This window comes from Candidatus Fermentibacter sp. (genome assembly GCA_030373045.1).
Classification (GTDB): Bacteria; Fermentibacterota; Fermentibacteria; order Fermentibacterales; family Fermentibacteraceae; genus Fermentibacter.
This window is the reverse complement of the sequence record JAUCPW010000029.1, coordinates 95,942-112,336: the sequence shown is the minus strand read 5'-3', so window position 1 is coordinate 112,336 and position 16,395 is coordinate 95,942. Positions and strand designations below refer to the sequence as shown.

At 67.1% G+C, this 16,395-nt stretch carries 12 protein-coding genes; 5 read left to right on the top strand and 7 right to left on the bottom strand.

From position 1 onward, the window contains the following. Window positions 1-2 precede the first annotated feature (2 nt). Genes htpG through QUS11_06315 form a run of 3 tightly spaced genes read left to right on the top strand, consistent with a single transcriptional unit; the run spans window position 3 to window position 4,744 of the window. A complete protein-coding gene (htpG, locus tag QUS11_06325) occupies window positions 3-1,853 on the top strand; it encodes a molecular chaperone HtpG (protein ID MDM7992914.1) in 1,851 nt (616 codons plus the stop codon). A gap of 30 nt (window positions 1,854-1,883) precedes the next feature. After that, window positions 1,884-3,368 carry a TldD/PmbA family protein gene (locus tag QUS11_06320; GenBank protein ID MDM7992913.1) on the top strand — a complete coding sequence of 495 codons (1,485 nt, stop codon included), beginning with the start codon at window positions 1,884-1,886 and terminating at the stop codon, window positions 3,366-3,368. Between the two features lie 2 nt (window positions 3,369-3,370). Beyond that, entirely contained in the window at window positions 3,371-4,744 is a 1,374-nt protein-coding gene (locus QUS11_06315) for a metallopeptidase TldD-related protein (GenBank protein MDM7992912.1), read from the top strand. A gap of 80 nt (window positions 4,745-4,824) precedes the next feature. Here QUS11_06315 and QUS11_06310 read toward each other — a convergent pair whose 3' ends face one another. The 3 genes from QUS11_06310 to QUS11_06300 are packed head-to-tail and all read right to left on the bottom strand — an operon-like array spanning window position 4,825 to window position 8,563. Continuing rightward, window positions 4,825-6,057 (bottom strand): ABC transporter permease, encoded by a 1,233-nt coding sequence (locus QUS11_06310; GenBank protein MDM7992911.1) that lies wholly within the window; start codon window positions 6,055-6,057, stop codon window positions 4,825-4,827. Beyond that, entirely contained in the window at window positions 6,050-7,306 is a 1,257-nt protein-coding gene (locus QUS11_06305) for an ABC transporter permease (protein ID MDM7992910.1), read from the bottom strand. The genes QUS11_06310 and QUS11_06305 overlap by 8 nt, the downstream gene beginning before the upstream one ends. 24 nt (window positions 7,307-7,330) lie before the next feature. After that, a complete protein-coding gene (locus tag QUS11_06300) occupies window positions 7,331-8,563 on the bottom strand; it encodes an efflux RND transporter periplasmic adaptor subunit (GenBank protein ID MDM7992909.1) in 1,233 nt (410 codons plus the stop codon). Between the two features lie 216 nt (window positions 8,564-8,779). Between QUS11_06300 and QUS11_06295 the strand changes: the two genes are divergently transcribed. Next, window positions 8,780-9,505, top strand: a complete 726-nt coding sequence (locus tag QUS11_06295) for a DUF2141 domain-containing protein (GenBank protein ID MDM7992908.1) — start codon at window positions 8,780-8,782, stop codon at window positions 9,503-9,505. Here QUS11_06295 and QUS11_06290 read toward each other — a convergent pair. Both QUS11_06290 and QUS11_06285 read right to left on the bottom strand, forming a co-directional pair. Continuing rightward, complete coding sequence (locus QUS11_06290; protein MDM7992907.1) at window positions 9,397-10,014, bottom strand: hypothetical protein; 618 nt, start codon at window positions 10,012-10,014, stop codon at window positions 9,397-9,399. The genes QUS11_06295 and QUS11_06290 overlap by 109 nt on opposite strands. A 56-nt stretch (window positions 10,015-10,070) precedes the next feature. Next, the gene (locus tag QUS11_06285; protein ID MDM7992906.1) at window positions 10,071-11,498 is read right to left on the bottom strand and encodes a B12-binding domain-containing radical SAM protein; all 1,428 of its coding nucleotides are present in this window, start codon (window positions 11,496-11,498) and stop codon (window positions 10,071-10,073) included. 105 nt (window positions 11,499-11,603) lie between these two features. Between QUS11_06285 and QUS11_06280 the strand changes: the two genes are divergently transcribed. After that, on the top strand, window positions 11,604-12,725 hold the full coding sequence (locus QUS11_06280; GenBank protein MDM7992905.1) for a geranylgeranyl reductase family protein: 1,122 nt from the start codon (window positions 11,604-11,606) through the stop codon (window positions 12,723-12,725). Here the strand turns inward: QUS11_06280 and QUS11_06275 are convergent. Next, complete coding sequence (locus tag QUS11_06275) at window positions 12,715-14,634, bottom strand: transketolase (protein MDM7992904.1); 1,920 nt, start codon at window positions 14,632-14,634, stop codon at window positions 12,715-12,717. The two genes, QUS11_06280 and QUS11_06275, sit on opposite strands and share 11 nt — an antisense overlap. Next, the gene (ftcD, locus tag QUS11_06270; protein ID MDM7992903.1) at window positions 14,631-16,340 is read right to left on the bottom strand and encodes a glutamate formimidoyltransferase; all 1,710 of its coding nucleotides are present in this window, start codon (window positions 16,338-16,340) and stop codon (window positions 14,631-14,633) included. The genes QUS11_06275 and ftcD overlap by 4 nt, the downstream gene beginning before the upstream one ends. Window positions 16,341-16,395: the final 55 nt, after the last annotated feature.

The following is a 16,395-nucleotide window of genomic DNA, read 5'->3' as shown; positions in this document are numbered from 1 at the left end:
CCATGCCCGCTGGAAGCCACAGGTTCAGGACCGAGACCCGCAGGCTGCTCGACATCGTCGTGAACAGCCTCTATTCGCATCCCGACGTGTTCCTGCGCGAACTCGTTTCCAACGCCTCCGACGCCCTGGACCGCCTCAGGTTCGAGGCGCTCACCGATCCCGGCCTGGCTGCCGGGGGATCGGAACCGGAGATACTCGTCAGGCCCGATGCCGCGTCGGGCACCCTCACGGTGTCGGACAACGGTATCGGGATGACGGCCGACGAGCTGTCGCGCAACCTGGGAACCATCGCCGGGTCCGGTACGGGCCGGTTCCTCGAAGGCGCCGATCCGGCGAGCGCCCCGGAACTCATCGGCAGGTTCGGCGTGGGCTTCTACTCCGCCTTCATGGTGGCCGGGAGGGTGGAAGTCGTCTCCAGGAGAGCCGGATCGGACGAGCCTGCCGCCAGGTGGGAGTCCGACGGCAGGGAATCGTTCACAGTCGAGGAGGCGGAACGCACGGGCAGCGGAACCGATGTGATCCTCCACCTGAAGGATGGGATGGAGGAGTATCTCGACCCGGATCGGCTGGGCGGGATCGTGAGGGCCTACTCCGACTACCTCCCCCATCCCGTCAGGCTTGCGATGCCGGACGGTCCGGGAGGGGGGGCGCTCAATTCGGGAACCCCGCTCTGGCTGACACCCGAGAAGGACGTCCGGGACGGCGGCTACGAGGATTTCTACAGGCATCTCTCCGGCAGTCCCGACGAGCCGTTCAGCCACCTGTCATGCCATGCCGAGGGGGCCGTCGAGTTCCATGCCCTGCTCTTCATTCCGTCGAAACGCCCCTTCGAGGCCCTCATGCCCGACTGGCATCCCGGGATAGACCTCTATTCCCGCAGGATCAGGATTCTCCAGGCCTGTCCCGACCTGCTCCCGAACTGGCTCAGGTTCGTCGGGGGAGTGGTGGAGTCGCCCGACCTGCCCCTCAACATCTCCCGCGAGATGCTCCAGCAGAGCCAGGCATCGAGGACCATCGGAAGGGCGCTGACCCGGAAGGTGCTGGACTGGCTGGCCCGCCTCTCGGGCGGCGACGGCGACGGATACGCCTCCTTCTTCACCGAATTCGGCGACTTCCTGAAGGAGGGCCTTCTCTCCGACGCGGAGAATCGCGACGAGATCGCGACGCTCCTCATGACCTGGACCGCCTCCGATCCCGACAGGCCGGTTCTCGTGAAGGACCTGCCCTCGGACGGCCCGGGCGGCGGGAGCCTCTACTACGTAACCGGCCCCGACCGGAAGTCTCTCGCGGCATCCCCGCACCTCGAAGCCGCGAGGCGGGCGGGGGCGGAAGTGCTGCTTCTCGACGGCCCCCTGGACGGGCTCATCGCCCCTGTCCTCTCCTCGGTGCTCGGACGCAGGCTGATCGCGCTCGACCGCGAGGAGGCCGACGCCGATCTCTCCGACGAGGAGAAGAGGAAGCGCGACGAGGCGTCCGCCAGGCTGTCGGGGCTCCTGGAGTTCATGAAGGACTCGCTCGGAGGGATCGTCGGCGATGTGCGCGTCTCGACCAGGCTCGACAGGAGCCCGTGCGTGGTCGTGCCCGGCAGGAACGACCCCGGCGACGCCTTCAGGGGAATGATGAAGGCCATGAGGCGCGAGATCGACGAGGTGCCCGGCATCCTGGAGATAAACCCCGATCACGGGCTCACACGATACATGATGGAGCTCTTCGAGACGTCGAGATCCGACGGGCGGCTCGCGAGGTGCGTCAGGCTGGTCCACCAGACCGGGCTGATCCTCGCGGGGTCCCCGCCCACTGATCCCGCCTCGTTCGCGGAGGATGTCTCCGCGGCTGTCCTCGAAGGGCACTGACGGTCCGGACCGATCAAGAAGGGAGCGGCCATGGAGCTGCTTGAGCGGATGAAGGCCGGGATCTCCGGGAACATCGCGAGGATGGCCGCCGCCGGGGCGGAGTATTCCGACGCCAGATTCTTCGCCGACGACAGGTCGGAGACCCTGGTGCTCTACGACGGCAACCTCGAGGGCAACGACACGACCTTCCAGACCGGGACGGGCGTGAGGGTCCTGTGGGGAGGGGCGTGGGGGTTCTCGGCTTCGAGCGACCCCGAAATGCTGGATGCCTGCTTCGACCAGGCCCTGGCGAACGCGAGGACGGCCGCGCGCCTCGTGAGCGTCCCCCTCCGGATGGGCAGGGTGTCCGCGGTCAGGGGTTCCTACAGGTCGCCCGTGGCGACCGACCCGTTCGGGGTCCCGCTGGACGAGAAACTGGCATTCCTCGTGGACATCGACGCCAGGCTCGGGGAGGACTGGATCGCCCGCCGCATGGTGTCGGCCGGGTTCACGAAAAGGCACGTGCTGTTCCTCAACAGCGACGGCTCGGAGATCACGAAGCACACCGCCAACGTGTTCGCGAACATGGTCATAATGGCCCTGGACGTGGAAGGGCGCATGCAGAGGCGCTCCATGACGCTGTTCACGACCGGGCGCGGCACGCGGGGCTGGGAGATGCTCAGGGACCCCGGGCTGTTCGGCGGGCATGCCGACAGGATCAAGTCGGAGCTCTCTGCCCTGCTGGGGGCCGACAGCCTCGAGTTCGGGAAGCGCTCCGTGATACTCCTGCCGGGGCAGGGGCACCTGCAGGTGCACGAGACCATCGGCCATCCCCTGGAGCTGGACAGGATCCTGGGGTACGAACTCTCGTTCGCCGGGGGCTCCTTCGTGACGCTCGACTCCATAGGAACGCTCAGGTACGGCAGCGAGAAGCTCTCGGTCAGCTCCTTCGGGGGCATCGAGAACTCGCCGGGCACCTTCGGGTACGACGACGACGGCACGCCCGAGAAGGACTACCTCCTCATAGACAGGGGGCTCCTCGTCAACGTGCTGTCCTCGCGCGCGATGGTCAACGAGGCCAACGACAGGGCCGGGCGGCGGATCCTCGACGGGAGCGGGGGGGCCGCAAGGGCGACGGCCTTCTACAGGGCTCCCATCGACAGGATGACCAACGTGAACATCCTGCCGGGAACCGACGGCACGCTGGAGGACATCATCGCCTCCACGCGCGACGGGATCGTGCTCGACAATCCCACATCCTGGTCCATCGGCTCCAACCGGGAGCACTTCCACTTCGGGTGCGAGATCGCGTGGGAGGTCAAGGACGGCAGGCGGACCCGGATACTCCGCAACCCCACCTACCAGGGCCACACCCTGGAGTTCTACAATTCGCTCTCGGCAGTCGGCGACGAGTCGACCTGGGTGGTCTGCCAGGTCGACAACTGCGGGAAGGGCGAGCCCAACCAGGTGATGCAGCTCGGGCACGGCGTGCCGGTGGTCAGGTTCGACGGTGTCGTCACCGGCGAGAGGAGCTAGCCATGATTTCGCAGAACACAAGGGAACTCCTCCTCGAGGTGCGCGACCGCGCGGCGGCGGCCGGCATCAGGGCCTCGCTGGTCCTCCACCGTGAGAAGAGCCATCTCATGAGGATCGGGAACAACAGCGTATCTCTCAACACGAGCGAGACGCTGACCCGGCTCGACGTCAGGGTGCTCGACGGCAGGCGCGAGGGGACACACACCAGCCTGGGACACATCGCCGGCAGGGCATTCGTGGACGAGGCCCTTTCCATCGCCGTCGAGAAGGCCAGGGTGGCCGTCCCCAAGGACTACGAGCCCATCCTCGAATGCGTCGAGGAATCCGTGGACGAGGCTCCCCAGGACGACGCCGGCCTCGCGGACATCGATCCGGCCGTGAAGGCCGGGGTCTACGCCGAGATAATCGAAACGCTGGGGAAGGGCTACAACTTCTCCGGTTCGTGGTCCAGCGGGCGCACCGAGATCTATCTCGTGTCCACCGCAGGTCCGAACGAGGCCTGCCACAGCGGCACCGACCAGGCCTTCACCGTGGTCCTCAAGCATCCCGGGGCGAAGTGGGAGCTGCAGAACGAGCAGTCGGGATGGATGGCCGGGTCGGTGACGGCCGCGACCGCCACGGCGGCGCTCGGTTCGCTGCTCCCGCTCTACGAGAGGCAGCCCGGAGCAAGGAACGAGCCGGGCGACTACACCCTGCTGCTGGGACCGGCCGCGATCGCCGAGCTGATGCTTTACGCGCTCTACACCGGCGCCCAGGGCCGCATGTACGAGGAGGAGATGGGCTGGACCACCGGGATGAAGATCGGTGACCAGGTCTTCTCCGAAAGGATATCGGTCGTCGACGACCCGGGCAGCGATCTCACGTTCCGGTTCGGGTTCGACATGTCGGGCATGAGGCGCAGGCCCTTCCCCGTGATAGACCGCGGACGCCTGGCGGGGCTGATGTACGACCTCGGGACGGCTGCGAAGTACGGCCGGGCCCAGACCGGGCATTCGCTGGAATCGACGAGCATATCGATCGCCACCGGCGACGGGCCGGCGGATCCCATGAGGGCCGTTGCCGGAATGGGCAGGGTGCTCGTGATCCCCGCGCTCCACTACATGAACCTGCCCAACATGAGCAAGGGCATAGTCACGGGGAGTTCGAGGTTCTGCGCCACGACCGCCGTGGACGGCGTCGTGACCGCTCCGATCTTCTCCACGAGGCTCACGGACTCGTTCCGGAACATCTTCGGGAACGTGGCCGCGATCTCGCCCTACGCTGTGTCGGTGAACCTCTCGAGCACCTACGGCAGGCGGGCGCCCGTCGCCATGTCTGTGCCCTCCTACATGGTGGTCGAGAAGGTGCGGATGACGGACTGCGCCGACAGCTTCTGACGGGATCCCCGAAGCGCCGGCGGGAATCAGCGGTGGAGTGCCCCTCCCGCAGCCCGATGGGGCACGGGAGGGGCTTCGCGTCATGCGTCGCTGTTGAGGGCGACGGCAGGATCCAGACCAGCCGCCCGCCTCGCCGGGATCACTCCCGCTGCCAGGCTCGCGAGCATGCTCGCGGCTACGGCCGTCAACGCGCTCCATGCCTGCAGTCCAGCCTTCACCGGAGTCAGCGCGGACAACGCCGCCGCAGCCGTGGCTCCGGCGACCACGCCGACCAGTCCTCCGGCTAGGCCGAGCAGGGCCGACTCCGACAGGAACTGGACGAGCACCTGGCCGCGGGTGGCCCCGAGAGCCATGCGCAGGCCTATCTCGCGGGTCCTCTCCGTGACGCTCACGAGCATGATGTTGGCGATCCCGACGGACCCTACGATCAGGGCGATGGCCGAGATCGCGAGCATGCCCGTGTAGACCCAGCGGGATGTCTCCGCATAGGTTTCGAGCAGCTCCTCCGAATCCGTTATCGAGAAATCGGCCTCCCCGTCGGGCGGGATCCCCCGCATGCACTTCATGGCGGTTTCGACCGAGGTTTCGACGGTATTCACGTCGCAGGCCGGATCGACCTCGACCATTATGGACAGGTGGCTCCGCGCGTCGGCCCAGCGCGAGAACACCCTGGCGGGCACGATTATCGAATTGTCCCTGGTCTGGCCCATCATCTCGCCGAAGCTCTCCAGCCCGCCCAGAACGATCAGGTCCGTGCCCCTTACAGCCACAGTCCTCCCGGCTGGATCGGAATCCCCGAAGAGCCTCTCCGAGACGTCCGCCCCGATGACGCACACCTCGCTGCCGGAACGGGCTTCGAAGTCGGAGAAGAACCTCCCGGAGGCCATCTCCATGTGGCTGGCGACAGGCCAGTCCTCCGTCGTGCCTGTGAGCATGGCGCTGAACTCCTCCCCGTCGGCCGCCTTGATGGTGACGAAGGTTTCGCTCACGGGCACCGCGGCGACTACCCCCGGGAGTCCGGCCAGGATGTCGGCGTCCCCGGCCTCGATGTCGGGCCTCCCTTCGATGCTCCTGCTCTCTGATGTCGAGGAGGAGGGAGGTGCCCGGTGGACGTAGAGGGTCTGGGTGCCCATCGAGTTCAGCGATTCCGTTATCTGGGCATTCAGCCCCTGGATCATGCTGGCCACGCAGGTGACCGTCATGACTCCGATTATTGTCCCGACTGCCGTGAGTCCGCTCCTCAACCTGTTCGCCAGGAGGGAGGAGGCGGATGACGCGAGGTGCTCGACTGCCAGTTCGAGCCGGTCACTCATGTCTGAGCGCCTCCACGGGATCGATCCTCGCGGCCCGCAGGGCTGGCACCAGGCCCGATACTACTCCCACCGCGGTCGAGAATCCCACGGCGGCAAGCGCAGTGAAGCCCGTGAGGGATGCCGGGACTGGAGTCGCGGCCCGTGCGGCGAGGATGAGCATCGATCCCGCGGCCAGGCCGGCCATGCCTCCGAAGAGAGAGATGATGACCGCTTCGACGAGGAACTGGCGGACGATGTCGGTGCGGGTCGCACCCAGCGCCCTCCTGGTGCCGATCTCCCTGGTCCGTTCGACGACCGTGACGAACATGATGTTCATGATCCCGATGCCTCCCACCAGGAGGGAGATGGCCGCGATGCCGACCGTGATGCAGGCGATGACGGTCAGGGTTTCGTCCATGCTCTCCCGGACCCCGGTCTGGCTCGTGATCGAGAAATCGTCGTCATCGCCGTCGGAAAGCCCCCTGATCACCCTGAAGACCCCGGCCGCCTCGGCGGAAGCCGCCTCGACGGAGGTCCCGGAAGCGGGGAGGATGGCTATCTCGACATCGGGCCCGAGGTTGGTGAAGAGCCCTTCATATGTCGAGAAGGGAACTATTACGAACGAGTCCCTGGACCTCCCGAAGACGCTCCCCCTCGCGGCCGTAGAGCCCACGACCATGAAGCGGTTTCCCGACACCGATATCGCGGACCCCTCGACCAAGCCTTCCGGGAAGATCTCGGCCACTATGTCCGCTCCTATGACGCAGACCCTTGCCCTGACGGAATCCTCGGCCTCCGTAAAGACCCTGCCGTTCTCGATATCGAGGCTCGACAGACCGAGCCAGGAGGGAGAGACTCCGTTCAGGGTGACTTCCTCGACGGACATCCCCCTGCTGGACACAGTCGCAGTCGTACCTGCACTCCATGAGACGACCGAGTCGGTCACCATCATGCCGGCAAGAGCCATCGCCTGGGCTTCGGTCACGTCCGGGCGGCGCGCCGACTCGGCCATGGCCCCGGCATCCCGGAGACCCCCGCCTGTTCTGCCGATCCTGAAGACGCTCGCGTCCAGGGCGCTCTCGAATCTCTCCTCGACGTAATCTCCCATGCCGGTGGCGAGCCCGACCAGGGAGACCACCGCAGCTACCCCGATGGTCACTCCCAGGGATGTCAGCATGCTCCTCGACCGGTTGGACCTCACGGCCGAGAATGCGGTCCCGGCCATCTCGATCGAGTTCATGGCCGCATCCACCCGGCAGGCGGGCGGCATCTTCGGTTCATCCCGCCCATTCCGTCACATCCCTCCGGGACTTGCCCCGGGAGGAGGCCCCTGGGCGCCCGGCGGGGGTCCGCCCATCCCGGGGAGAGGAATTCCGCCCTCGTCGTCCCCGTCGCCCGAATCGCCGCTCCCGCAGGCCTCCGATCCGGCGGCGAGCGTCCTGAGCGTCTCCATCGGGCCGGTGACGATCACGTCTCCTTCACGTACCCCGGAAACCTCGACGGTCAGGATGTCAGTCACGCCGGTGACCACCGGCACGGCCTCCACGGTTCCATCCGAGAGCCTGAGGACGCAGTCGGTCATCCGCGCCGGATCGGCCGGATCGGGCCTGGACACGATGCTCTGGATCGGGAGCACGATGCACGAGTCCACACTGGTTATCACGATGTCCACCGATGCGGACATGCCGGATCGCATGCGCGGATCACGCTCGTCCATGGCCACCATCACGGCGTACTCCGCCACCTCCTCGCCGCCCGCGTCGTTGGACGAAGCGAGGGCGATGTTTGTGACGTGGCCCCTGAACACGGAGTCCGGAAGTGCGTCGAGTACTATCTCGGCCTCCATCCCTTCGAGTACGTCGATCACCTCGCTCTCGACCATCGTCACTTCGAGGATGAAGCCCGACATGTCCTCGACCGTCAGGAGCACCGTGCCGGCGTTGTTCATGGTCCCCATGACAGCCATCTCGCCCTGCTCGACGTTCAGGGCGGTCACCACTCCGTCGATGGGCGACCTGTATACCGTCTCGTCCAGTCCGTTGACCGCGATGACTTCAACAGCAGAGACTCTCGACAGCTCAGCCTGAGCAGCATCGAGATCCTCCCGTGCGCAGGCGAGTTCCTCTCCGCACGAAAGCCCCGACTCCGAGAGTGCCGACATCCGTCGGTACTCGCGCTCCGCCCTGTCCAGCGCGATCCCGGCACCCGTGCTCGATGCCCGTGCCTGCCGGAGCTCAGCGAGAGCCTCCGTGTCATCGAGCGTGAGAAGCGTCTGTCCGGCATGGACGGTGTCTCCCTCCTCCACGTAGATGGAATCGATGAGGCCCTGCCGCGCGGCGCTGATCTCGACGCACGCCACGCCCTCCAGGGCCCCGCTGCCGGATGCGATTGTACGGATCGAACCGATGGCCGCGACCTGGGTCTGGAGTTCGACTTCCTCCCCGCCCCGACCCAGGGCCCAAAAGGCTCCCATGGCCACGACCGCTGTCGCCGATGCGACGACGATGTTCCTCTTGGCCTTCTTCATGCTTCTCCGCGTCTGCTGGGCGCGGGCCGCTCCCGCGCACTTCATCAGCAATGATCGCGAGCGCGGAATACCGGAGGATTGTCGGATCGTAAGGAAATGTTTCGGGCCCGGAATCCCGGAGCGGCTGATACGAACCGCAACGGTCCGGGAATCATCGTATCACGCAGGGAACACATCTTGCGGGAAGTGTCCGAAGGCTCGCACCGGGAGGTCGGAATGCTGTCCGTCATGGCTGTGTCGTGCGCCCTGTCTCTCGCGACCGGGGAAGGAGATCCGGCAGCAGGTCAGGGGATCGTGAGGATCGAGGTGGAGGGCCTGGACACGGGCCAAGTCATCGCCCTGCTGTTCGACGGGGATGCGGGGTCGATCACCGATCCCTCGCTCGCCCGCGCCGGCACCTATGCGGACTGTCGGACGGGCGGGACCGGCATCTCACTCATGGGCATCCCCTGGGGAGAGTACGCAGTGCTAGTCTTCCAGGACCTCGACGGAGACGGGGAGCTGGACATGGAGGATGGAGAGGCCCAGGAACCCTTCGGCGTCAGCAGTGGGATGCCGTCACCCCCGGACCCGCTCCCGTCGGATTCCACAGCGGCCGCTCCGGCTTCCGGCCTCCCTGATCCGCCAGCCACTCCCGCCGATGGCGAATTGTCCGAGGCTCCGGAGCTGACGTTCGAGGCATGCAGCTTCGTTCATTCGTCGGAGGAGACGGTCGTGGAGGTGCGGATGCTGGTTCCGGCCGGTACCCGCGGTCCTGGCGGCCCCGGAGGGCCGGGAGGCCCCGGTGGGCCGGGCGGCCCTCCCCGCAGCCAGGCCGTCACGGCTCGCCGGGGTCAGCCGAGCATCGAGACCTGCTTCTCGATCATGGCCTTGAGCTCGACGAAGGAGAACACGTCGGCGTCGACGCCGCAGTGTGGTCTGAGGACCCTGTTGATGAAGTAGACGAGTTCCTGGTGCCATGCAGTCTCGTCCAGGACGCCGTAGGCGTTGGCGGTTATCAGCTCGGCCCTCTTCTGGGCGAGCGTGCCGATGTGCTGCGAGATGAAGCCCCTGATCTCGGAGGACTTCTCCTCCTTCCACTCGGACGTCATGCTGTTCAACAGCAGCATCCTGCGCCTGCGGTCGACCGATCCTGCGACAGCCAGGACCACCGAGGCCGCCAGGAAGGCGCTCCCGGCAGCGAGGGCCGCCGTACGCGCCCTGCGGTCCCGGGTGATCCCGGAATCCCCGGCGATGGCGTTCGAGATGGCGGGCCCGTTCCGCCGGCCCGCCGCGGTGTAGGTCGATTCGACCGCTCCGACGGCGTCGTCGACCCTGTCGGAGAAGTACAGGAAGAACGAAAACGAGGCAAGTGCCAGCAGGATGCACGCCCCCGCCGAAACCCGGAGCCAGAAGGGCGTCCGGGGGACGATCCGTCCCTCCCTGTCGCCGCTGCCCCCTGCGGCCGCCATTCAGGGCGCCCCGGCAGGCCGGCCGGCCGGAGATCCGGGATCGCCCGCGGGTCGCATCAGTCCTGAGTGGCTTTTCCGCTGGCGAGGCCGCGCACGACCATCGCGGCCTTGTGCACGGCGAGCCCCGGGTTCGCGACGAGATCCTGGGCCCAGTTCTGGATGTTGCGGAAGCTCGTCATCTTCCGCCAGCTCCTGTAGCGCTCGATCCGGTGCTTCCAGCCCACCACCCCGTCCATGGTCAGGTAGGGCAGCCTCATGTTCATGATCTCGTTGGCCCTGTTCCTGGCCGGGTCGAGGAGTTCCGGGTTGGTGTCGTTCGCCAGGTAGCCGTTCTCCTTCGCCCAGGTATGTATGTGGCGGCCGGGGATGGCGGTGGAGAAGTAGACGATGATGTCGTCGGGCTTGAGCCTTTTCAGGAGGCGGTAGGTCATCGCGATGTCCTCGTCGGTCTCCATCGGGAAGCCGATCATCAGGTTGGCCGTGGCCTCGACCCGGAACTCGTGGCACCAGCGGAACGCCTTCACGGCCTGCTCCGGGGTCGTCCCCTTGTCATAGAACTCGAGGATCTTCGGGCTCCCGCTCTCGATGCCGAAGCTGATGCAGTGGCACCCGCTCTCGGACATCACCCTCACCTTGTCCCTCGTCACCGTGTCGACCCTGCTGTTGCAGTGCCACTTCAGAGTCACGCCCGCATCCCTGAGCCCGTCGCGGAACTGCTCGAACCACGCCGCGGGGTGCATGGTGATCGTGTCGTCCTTGAAGAAGATCCGCAGGTGCTTCTGGCCGCGGAGCTCCGACAGCCCGACGATCTCGGCCACTACGTCGCCCGCGCTGCGGCGCCTTATGCCGCCTCCGAAGATCAGGTCGGTGCTGGGCTTGCAGTAGGTGCAGCGGAACGGGCAGCCCCTGGTGGTGACCATCCCGTACTCGGCCAGGCCGTTCGCGAAGTAGGCGTCGTAGTCGACAAGGTCGCGGGCGGGGAAGGGGATCGAATCGAGATCGTGTATGACCGGCCGCCTGGGGTTCTGTACGAACACACCGTCAGGCGGGATGAACGAGACGTTGCGCAGGCACCTGACGTCGCCGCCGGCCGCCAGCGTGTCCACAACCTCGAGCAGGGCCTCCTCCGCCTCGCCCTCTATGACGATGTCCGCACCGGTTTCGCGCAGGGTGTTCTCCGGGAAGATGCTGGGATACGCCCCTCCCTCGATGTAGAGCGCTCGGGGGTTGACGGAGCGGATGTGCTTCGTCACCATCGCGGCCCTGCCGAGCTTCGCCGCAGCCGATACGGCCACTCCCACCACGTCGGCGTCCCTCACCATATGGTCGAGCTCGTCGATTTCGCGGCAGAAGGAGTAGTCGACATACCGGACATCGTGCCCGGCATCCCGGAGCACGGACGCGAGGATGAGCTGGCCTACGGGCTCTGCAAGCCCGTTGTACTCGGTCCACTGGAACCTTGGGTAGACAAGGGCGACTCTCATGTCCTCAGACACCTTCCGTGAAGCCTCGGTTGCTGTAATATAGCCCCTGCGGGCCCCGGTGCGAGCTTCGGGCACATACCTGGCGGAGGACGGAGGCATGCGCGGATGGCCGGATACGACGCGATAGTCTGCGGCGGGGGGCCCGCCGGGGCGTGCGCCGCGTGGAAGCTGGCATCCGGGGGCGCCTCCTGCATCCTGCTGGAGGCTTCCTCCGTTCCGCGCAGGAAGGTCTGCGGAGGAGCCCTGGGCTTCAGGGCAAGGAAGCGCCTGATCGAGGCAGGCATGCTCACCGATGAAGGACTGACGGCCATCTCGCTCCGGGAGCAGAGGGCGATGTCCTTCTTCTGCGGCTTCGAGCATCTGTCGCGCTACGAGTCCGCAGGGCCGGCCATCACGATGGTGGACAGGATGGACCTGGATGCCCTGCTGCTCGCGCGGGCCGAAGCAGCCGGCGCGATCGTGGTCAGGGGAGGGCGGGCCCTCTCCGTGGCCGGTGGAGCATCGATCGAGACCTCCGGTGCCGGGAAGCTGTCGGGTGACTTCGTCATCGCGGCGGACGGAGCTTCCGGGAGGATCGGGCGCGAGGTCCGGGGCTGCCGCGGGGGACCGGCGGGTCTCGGAATAGAGGCCTTCGCGCCCATGCCTCCGGGCTTTCCCTCCGAGATCCAGATACACTTCGGCCTGGCCGACTTCGGCTACGCCTGGGTGTTCCCACGCAGGGACGACCTGTGCATCGGCATCGGGATGGTCGGAGGGAGGAACCGCCCGCGCGGACTGCTCGAGAATCTCATGCGGCTCTTCGACAGCCTCGGCCTCGAACGGCCCGTACCGGGCATGCTGAAGGCCGCTCCGATCCCGGCTGGACACCCCTCGTGCCCGATGGGCTCGGGCAGGGTGCTCCTGGCCGGCGATGCGGCCGGGCTGGCCGACCGCCTCACCGGGGAGGGCCTGAGCCATGCCGTGGAGAGCGGGATGCTCGCCGCCGAATCCGTGCTGAACGGCCGCGGCCTGCCGTGGTACCGCAGGGCTGTCGCCTCCGGCTGCGCCGGCATGGTGAGGCAGTCCGCCATCGCAAGGCACCTGGTCTACGGCAGGCGGTTCCGGCGCCTTGCCATGCGCGGCCTCGCCCGTGACAGGAGATTCTTCGACGGATACTGGGGACTGGTTTCGGGAGCGTCGGGCTACGCGGGGATGATCGCGGGCTTCCTGCGCGGCCCTAGGCCCTGAGGGCGGAGGCGATCCCGGAGGCGATACGCCCGGGCGTCATCCCCTGATGCCGGTAGAGGTCGTCGGGCTCTCCCGAGAGCCCGTAGCCGTCGACCCCGAACCTGAGCAGGGGAGGTCCGCCGCCCGTGTCCGAAAGGGCCAGCGCGATCCTGTTCCCGAGGCCGGTGTCCCTGTCGTGGTCCTCGCAGGAGGCGGCGACCCTGAAACCGCGCACCCGCTCGATCAGCGAGGGAGACAGGCACAGCGGGCAGCTCACTCCGAGCACCGCGGTCGAGACTCCGATGCCCTCGAGGATCCCGGCCGCCGCGAGAGCCCTTCCGCACATCGCACCCATCGCGAGGACCACCGCATCGGTGCCCTCGCGCAGCACGTCGTGCCTGCCGTAGACGAACCTGTATGCTCCGCCGAAGGCGGGCGATCCGTCCGGGTTCGTCAAGACCGGCGCCTTCGACCTGCCCATCGCTATGAAGAAGTTGCCGGGATGGGTGGCCGCGAACCTGACTGCCCTGTCGGTCTGGTTGGGGTCCGCCGGGACTATCACCGAGCAGTTCCGGAGGCTTCCCGTCAGGGCGAGGTACTTGATGCAGTGGTGGGTCTTGCCGTCCGGCCCCACGTCGAGGCCGCAGTGCGTGGCGACCACCTTCAGGTTGGTCATGTTGATGTCGTTCAGCCTGTGCTGGTTGAAGGTCTCGTCCATGGCGAACACGCCGAAGTCCGCCCAGAAGACCACCCTGTCGGCCAGCGATGCGGCTCCGGCAGCCGACGCGGTATGGTGCTCCATTATGCCGGACTGCACGAAGAAATCGGGGTATGCCTTCGCGAAGGCCTCAGTCTTGACCGAGCCGGCGAGGTCGCAGTCGAACACCAGCGGCACCGTGTCACGGTTCAGGGATGCCAGGTCGAGGAGTGCCAAGCCGAAGGCCGACCTGTTGTCCCCCCTGTGGTCCGCTCCATAAGTCCTGGGGATCCCGGCATGGCCCAGCACCGCCCCGGAGCAGGGTATCCGTGAAGGCGTCGGGATGGCTGCGGACGACTTCCTGGCTTCGGCCAGGGAGTCGATGTCGTCGGGGATGCCCAGTTCGGAGAGGGCTTTCGCCGCGCTCTCCCTGTCGAGCGCCTTGCCGTGGTACTGCTCGTCGTTCTCCATGAACGAGACGCCCCTGCCCATGACGGTCCGGGCCAGGAGCACGCTCGGCCCGGGAAGCCCCCTCGCCCGCGCCAGGGCGGCATAGAGGGCGTCGAGATCGTGGCCGTCGACCGACGCCACGTCCCAGCCGTCCGAGGCGTACTCCGCCGCGAGGTCGACGGGCATGACGTCCGCGGTCCTGCCTGAGATCTGCAGGCCGTTGAGGTCCACCACCACAGTGACCGGCAGCCTCCTTGCCGCCGCGAATCGCCTGGCCTCGACGATCTGACCCTTCTGCTGCTCGCCGTCGCCCATGACCACGAAGACATGGTTCCGGAAGCCCGCCAGCCCGTCGGCCAGAGCGAGACCGCACGCCCCCGAGAGGCCCTGCCCCAGGTTGCCCGTGGTCAGTTCCACTCCGGGTACCGATCTCTCGATGTGGCCCTCGAAGGGGCTGCCGGCCAGGCGGAAGGATCTCACGGCGGCCTCGGCATCGAAGAAGCCCAGCCTGCCGAGGACAGAGTAGACTCCGGGGGACGTGTGGCCGTGGCTGACCACTATCCTGTCCCGTCCCCTCCTCCATGGATCGCAGGGATCGACGTCGGCCTGGCTCCAGAGCATCGCGTAGATCTCGGCGGAGGACATGGAGCCGCCGGGGTGGCCGCTGCCGGCCAGGGTGGTCATGCGGATGATGTCGCCTCTCACGAGGCGGCAGATCTCCGCCAGTCCCTCCCTGGCATCCGGAGGAAGAACGGGAGAACGGAAGAGCGTTCTCCGGATCACTCCTTCCGCTCCCCGCCCGCTGCGGGCGATTCGAGGGAGGAACGCACCGCGGCCAGCACGCCTTCGGACAGAGCCGCCGTCTCGTCGAGCAGGGCCTTCGCCCTCGCGGCGGTGGAGGCCGCCTTCGCGGAGTCCTCCAGCTGCGCGATGTTGATCATGACGTTGAAGTAGGCGCCCTCCGAAGCCGCCCTGGCACAAGAGGCCGCCACGCCGGCATCGGAGAGCGAGGCCCCGAGGCCCCTGCCCGCCGCGATTCCGGCCATCCTCGCGATCTCCGGACAGCGTTCGAGCACCGACATGGGCACTGCGGCCGCGCCGGCGATGGCCTCCTGCACGCCCTCCCCGCTCCTGAAGGCTTCCATGAGCACGTTGAAGGCCGCCGTATCCTCGTCGATGGCCCTCAGGAGATCCTCCTTCAGGTCCTGTGCCGAAGGCGCCATCCCGGCCATCTCGTCCCAGGCCGACGCGCAGTCGCGGCTCCTTGCAGTGAGGTTGGCCACCATCGCCGAGAGCGCGGCACCGAGCGAGGCCACAAGGGCTGCCACGGAGCCGCCGCCCGGGGCGGGTGAGTCGGAGGAGAGCTCGTCGGCGAAGTCGCGGCACGTCATGCCCGAGAGGGTCTGCCCGTCAGCCAGCAGGTACTCGATGACCTTCGACCGGGGGTCGAAGGGTGCAACGTCGCGAAGACCCATGGAGCGTATGGCGGTCTCGACCAGGCGCTTCTCGGGGAGGCCGGGGGACACCGCCATCTTGCCTATGCCCCTGAGGCCCGAATCCTGCATGGCCACGTAGTAGCGGCCGGCCTCGACCATCGAGGAGAGCGGGACGAGCCCGACTATCTCCGATCCGGTGACCCTGTATCCGAGCTTCTCCGCCTCCCGCCTGGTGGTCTCGAAAGCCACGTGGAGGGGAGTCACAGAGGTGTCGGTCAGGTTCATCGTCACCTGGGCGCAGTTGTATTCGGCTATGAACCATCCCGTCGCCTTGCAGGCCTGGAGCAGCCCGGGGGCCTGCACCTTGTTGCCCTGGCCGTCGCGCACGAACTTCCAGGACGAGTCGCGCAGCGTCCTGCCCGAATCGCGGATGGTGAGCGCTATCTCCTTTGCGACCGAATCGTCCGTCGTGTTGAGGTTCACGTTGTAGGCCACGAGGAAGTTCCGGGCGCCTATGACGGTCACGCCCGTCCTCGCGACCCTGTCGTTCCATCCGTCCGGGCCGAAGTCGGGCTCCCAGCCCGGCGTTCCCAGCTTGCCGGGGAGCGCCTCGTATTCGCCTTCCCTGATGTCCGGGAGCTTCTCGCGCGAGGGCCTCGTCGCAGCCTTCTCATAGAGGTAGACGGGGATGCCCAGCTCCCCGCCGACCCTGGCACCGAGCCGCCTGGCGAGTTCGACGCACTCGTCCATCGAGACGCCGGAGACGGGGACGAACGGGCACACGTCCGTAGCCCCCTGACGGGGATGGGCGCCGGTGTGCACGGACATGTCGATGACCGAGGCGGCCTTCTCTATCAGTCTGAACGCGGCCTCGAGGACTGCCTCGGGTTCGCCCGCGATCGTCACGACGGTGCGGTTCGTCGCCGCACCCGGGTCGACGTCGAGGACCCTGGCGCCCGCTACGGACGAGGCGGCCTTGACAACCGCGTCTATGGCGTCTCTGTTTCTTCCCTCTGAGATGTTGGGAACGCACTCCACTATCCTGCGGGACATCCGACCCTCCCATCGGGCTCAGGGACACGATCCGCGAAGCTAGTCAACGGGCGAG

Coding starts and splice junctions, on each gene's coding strand:
- htpG (MDM7992914.1), top strand. CDS start 3: ATGCCCGCTGGAAGCCACAGGTTCAGGACCGAGACCCGCAGGCTGCTC.
- QUS11_06290 (MDM7992907.1), bottom strand. CDS start 10,014: ATGGCGGCCGCAGGGGGCAGCGGCGACAGGGAGGGACGGATCGTCCCC.
- QUS11_06310 (MDM7992911.1), bottom strand. CDS start 6,057: ATGAGTGACCGGCTCGAACTGGCAGTCGAGCACCTCGCGTCATCCGCC.
- QUS11_06300 (MDM7992909.1), bottom strand. CDS start 8,563: ATGAAGAAGGCCAAGAGGAACATCGTCGTCGCATCGGCGACAGCGGTC.
- QUS11_06280 (MDM7992905.1), top strand. CDS start 11,604: ATGGCCGGATACGACGCGATAGTCTGCGGCGGGGGGCCCGCCGGGGCG.
- ftcD (MDM7992903.1), bottom strand. CDS start 16,340: ATGTCCCGCAGGATAGTGGAGTGCGTTCCCAACATCTCAGAGGGAAGA.
- QUS11_06285 (MDM7992906.1), bottom strand. CDS start 11,498: ATGAGAGTCGCCCTTGTCTACCCAAGGTTCCAGTGGACCGAGTACAAC.
- QUS11_06320 (MDM7992913.1), top strand. CDS start 1,884: ATGGAGCTGCTTGAGCGGATGAAGGCCGGGATCTCCGGGAACATCGCG.
- QUS11_06315 (MDM7992912.1), top strand. CDS start 3,371: ATGATTTCGCAGAACACAAGGGAACTCCTCCTCGAGGTGCGCGACCGC.
- QUS11_06305 (MDM7992910.1), bottom strand. CDS start 7,306: ATGCCGCCCGCCTGCCGGGTGGATGCGGCCATGAACTCGATCGAGATG.
- QUS11_06295 (MDM7992908.1), top strand. CDS start 8,780: ATGCTGTCCGTCATGGCTGTGTCGTGCGCCCTGTCTCTCGCGACCGGG.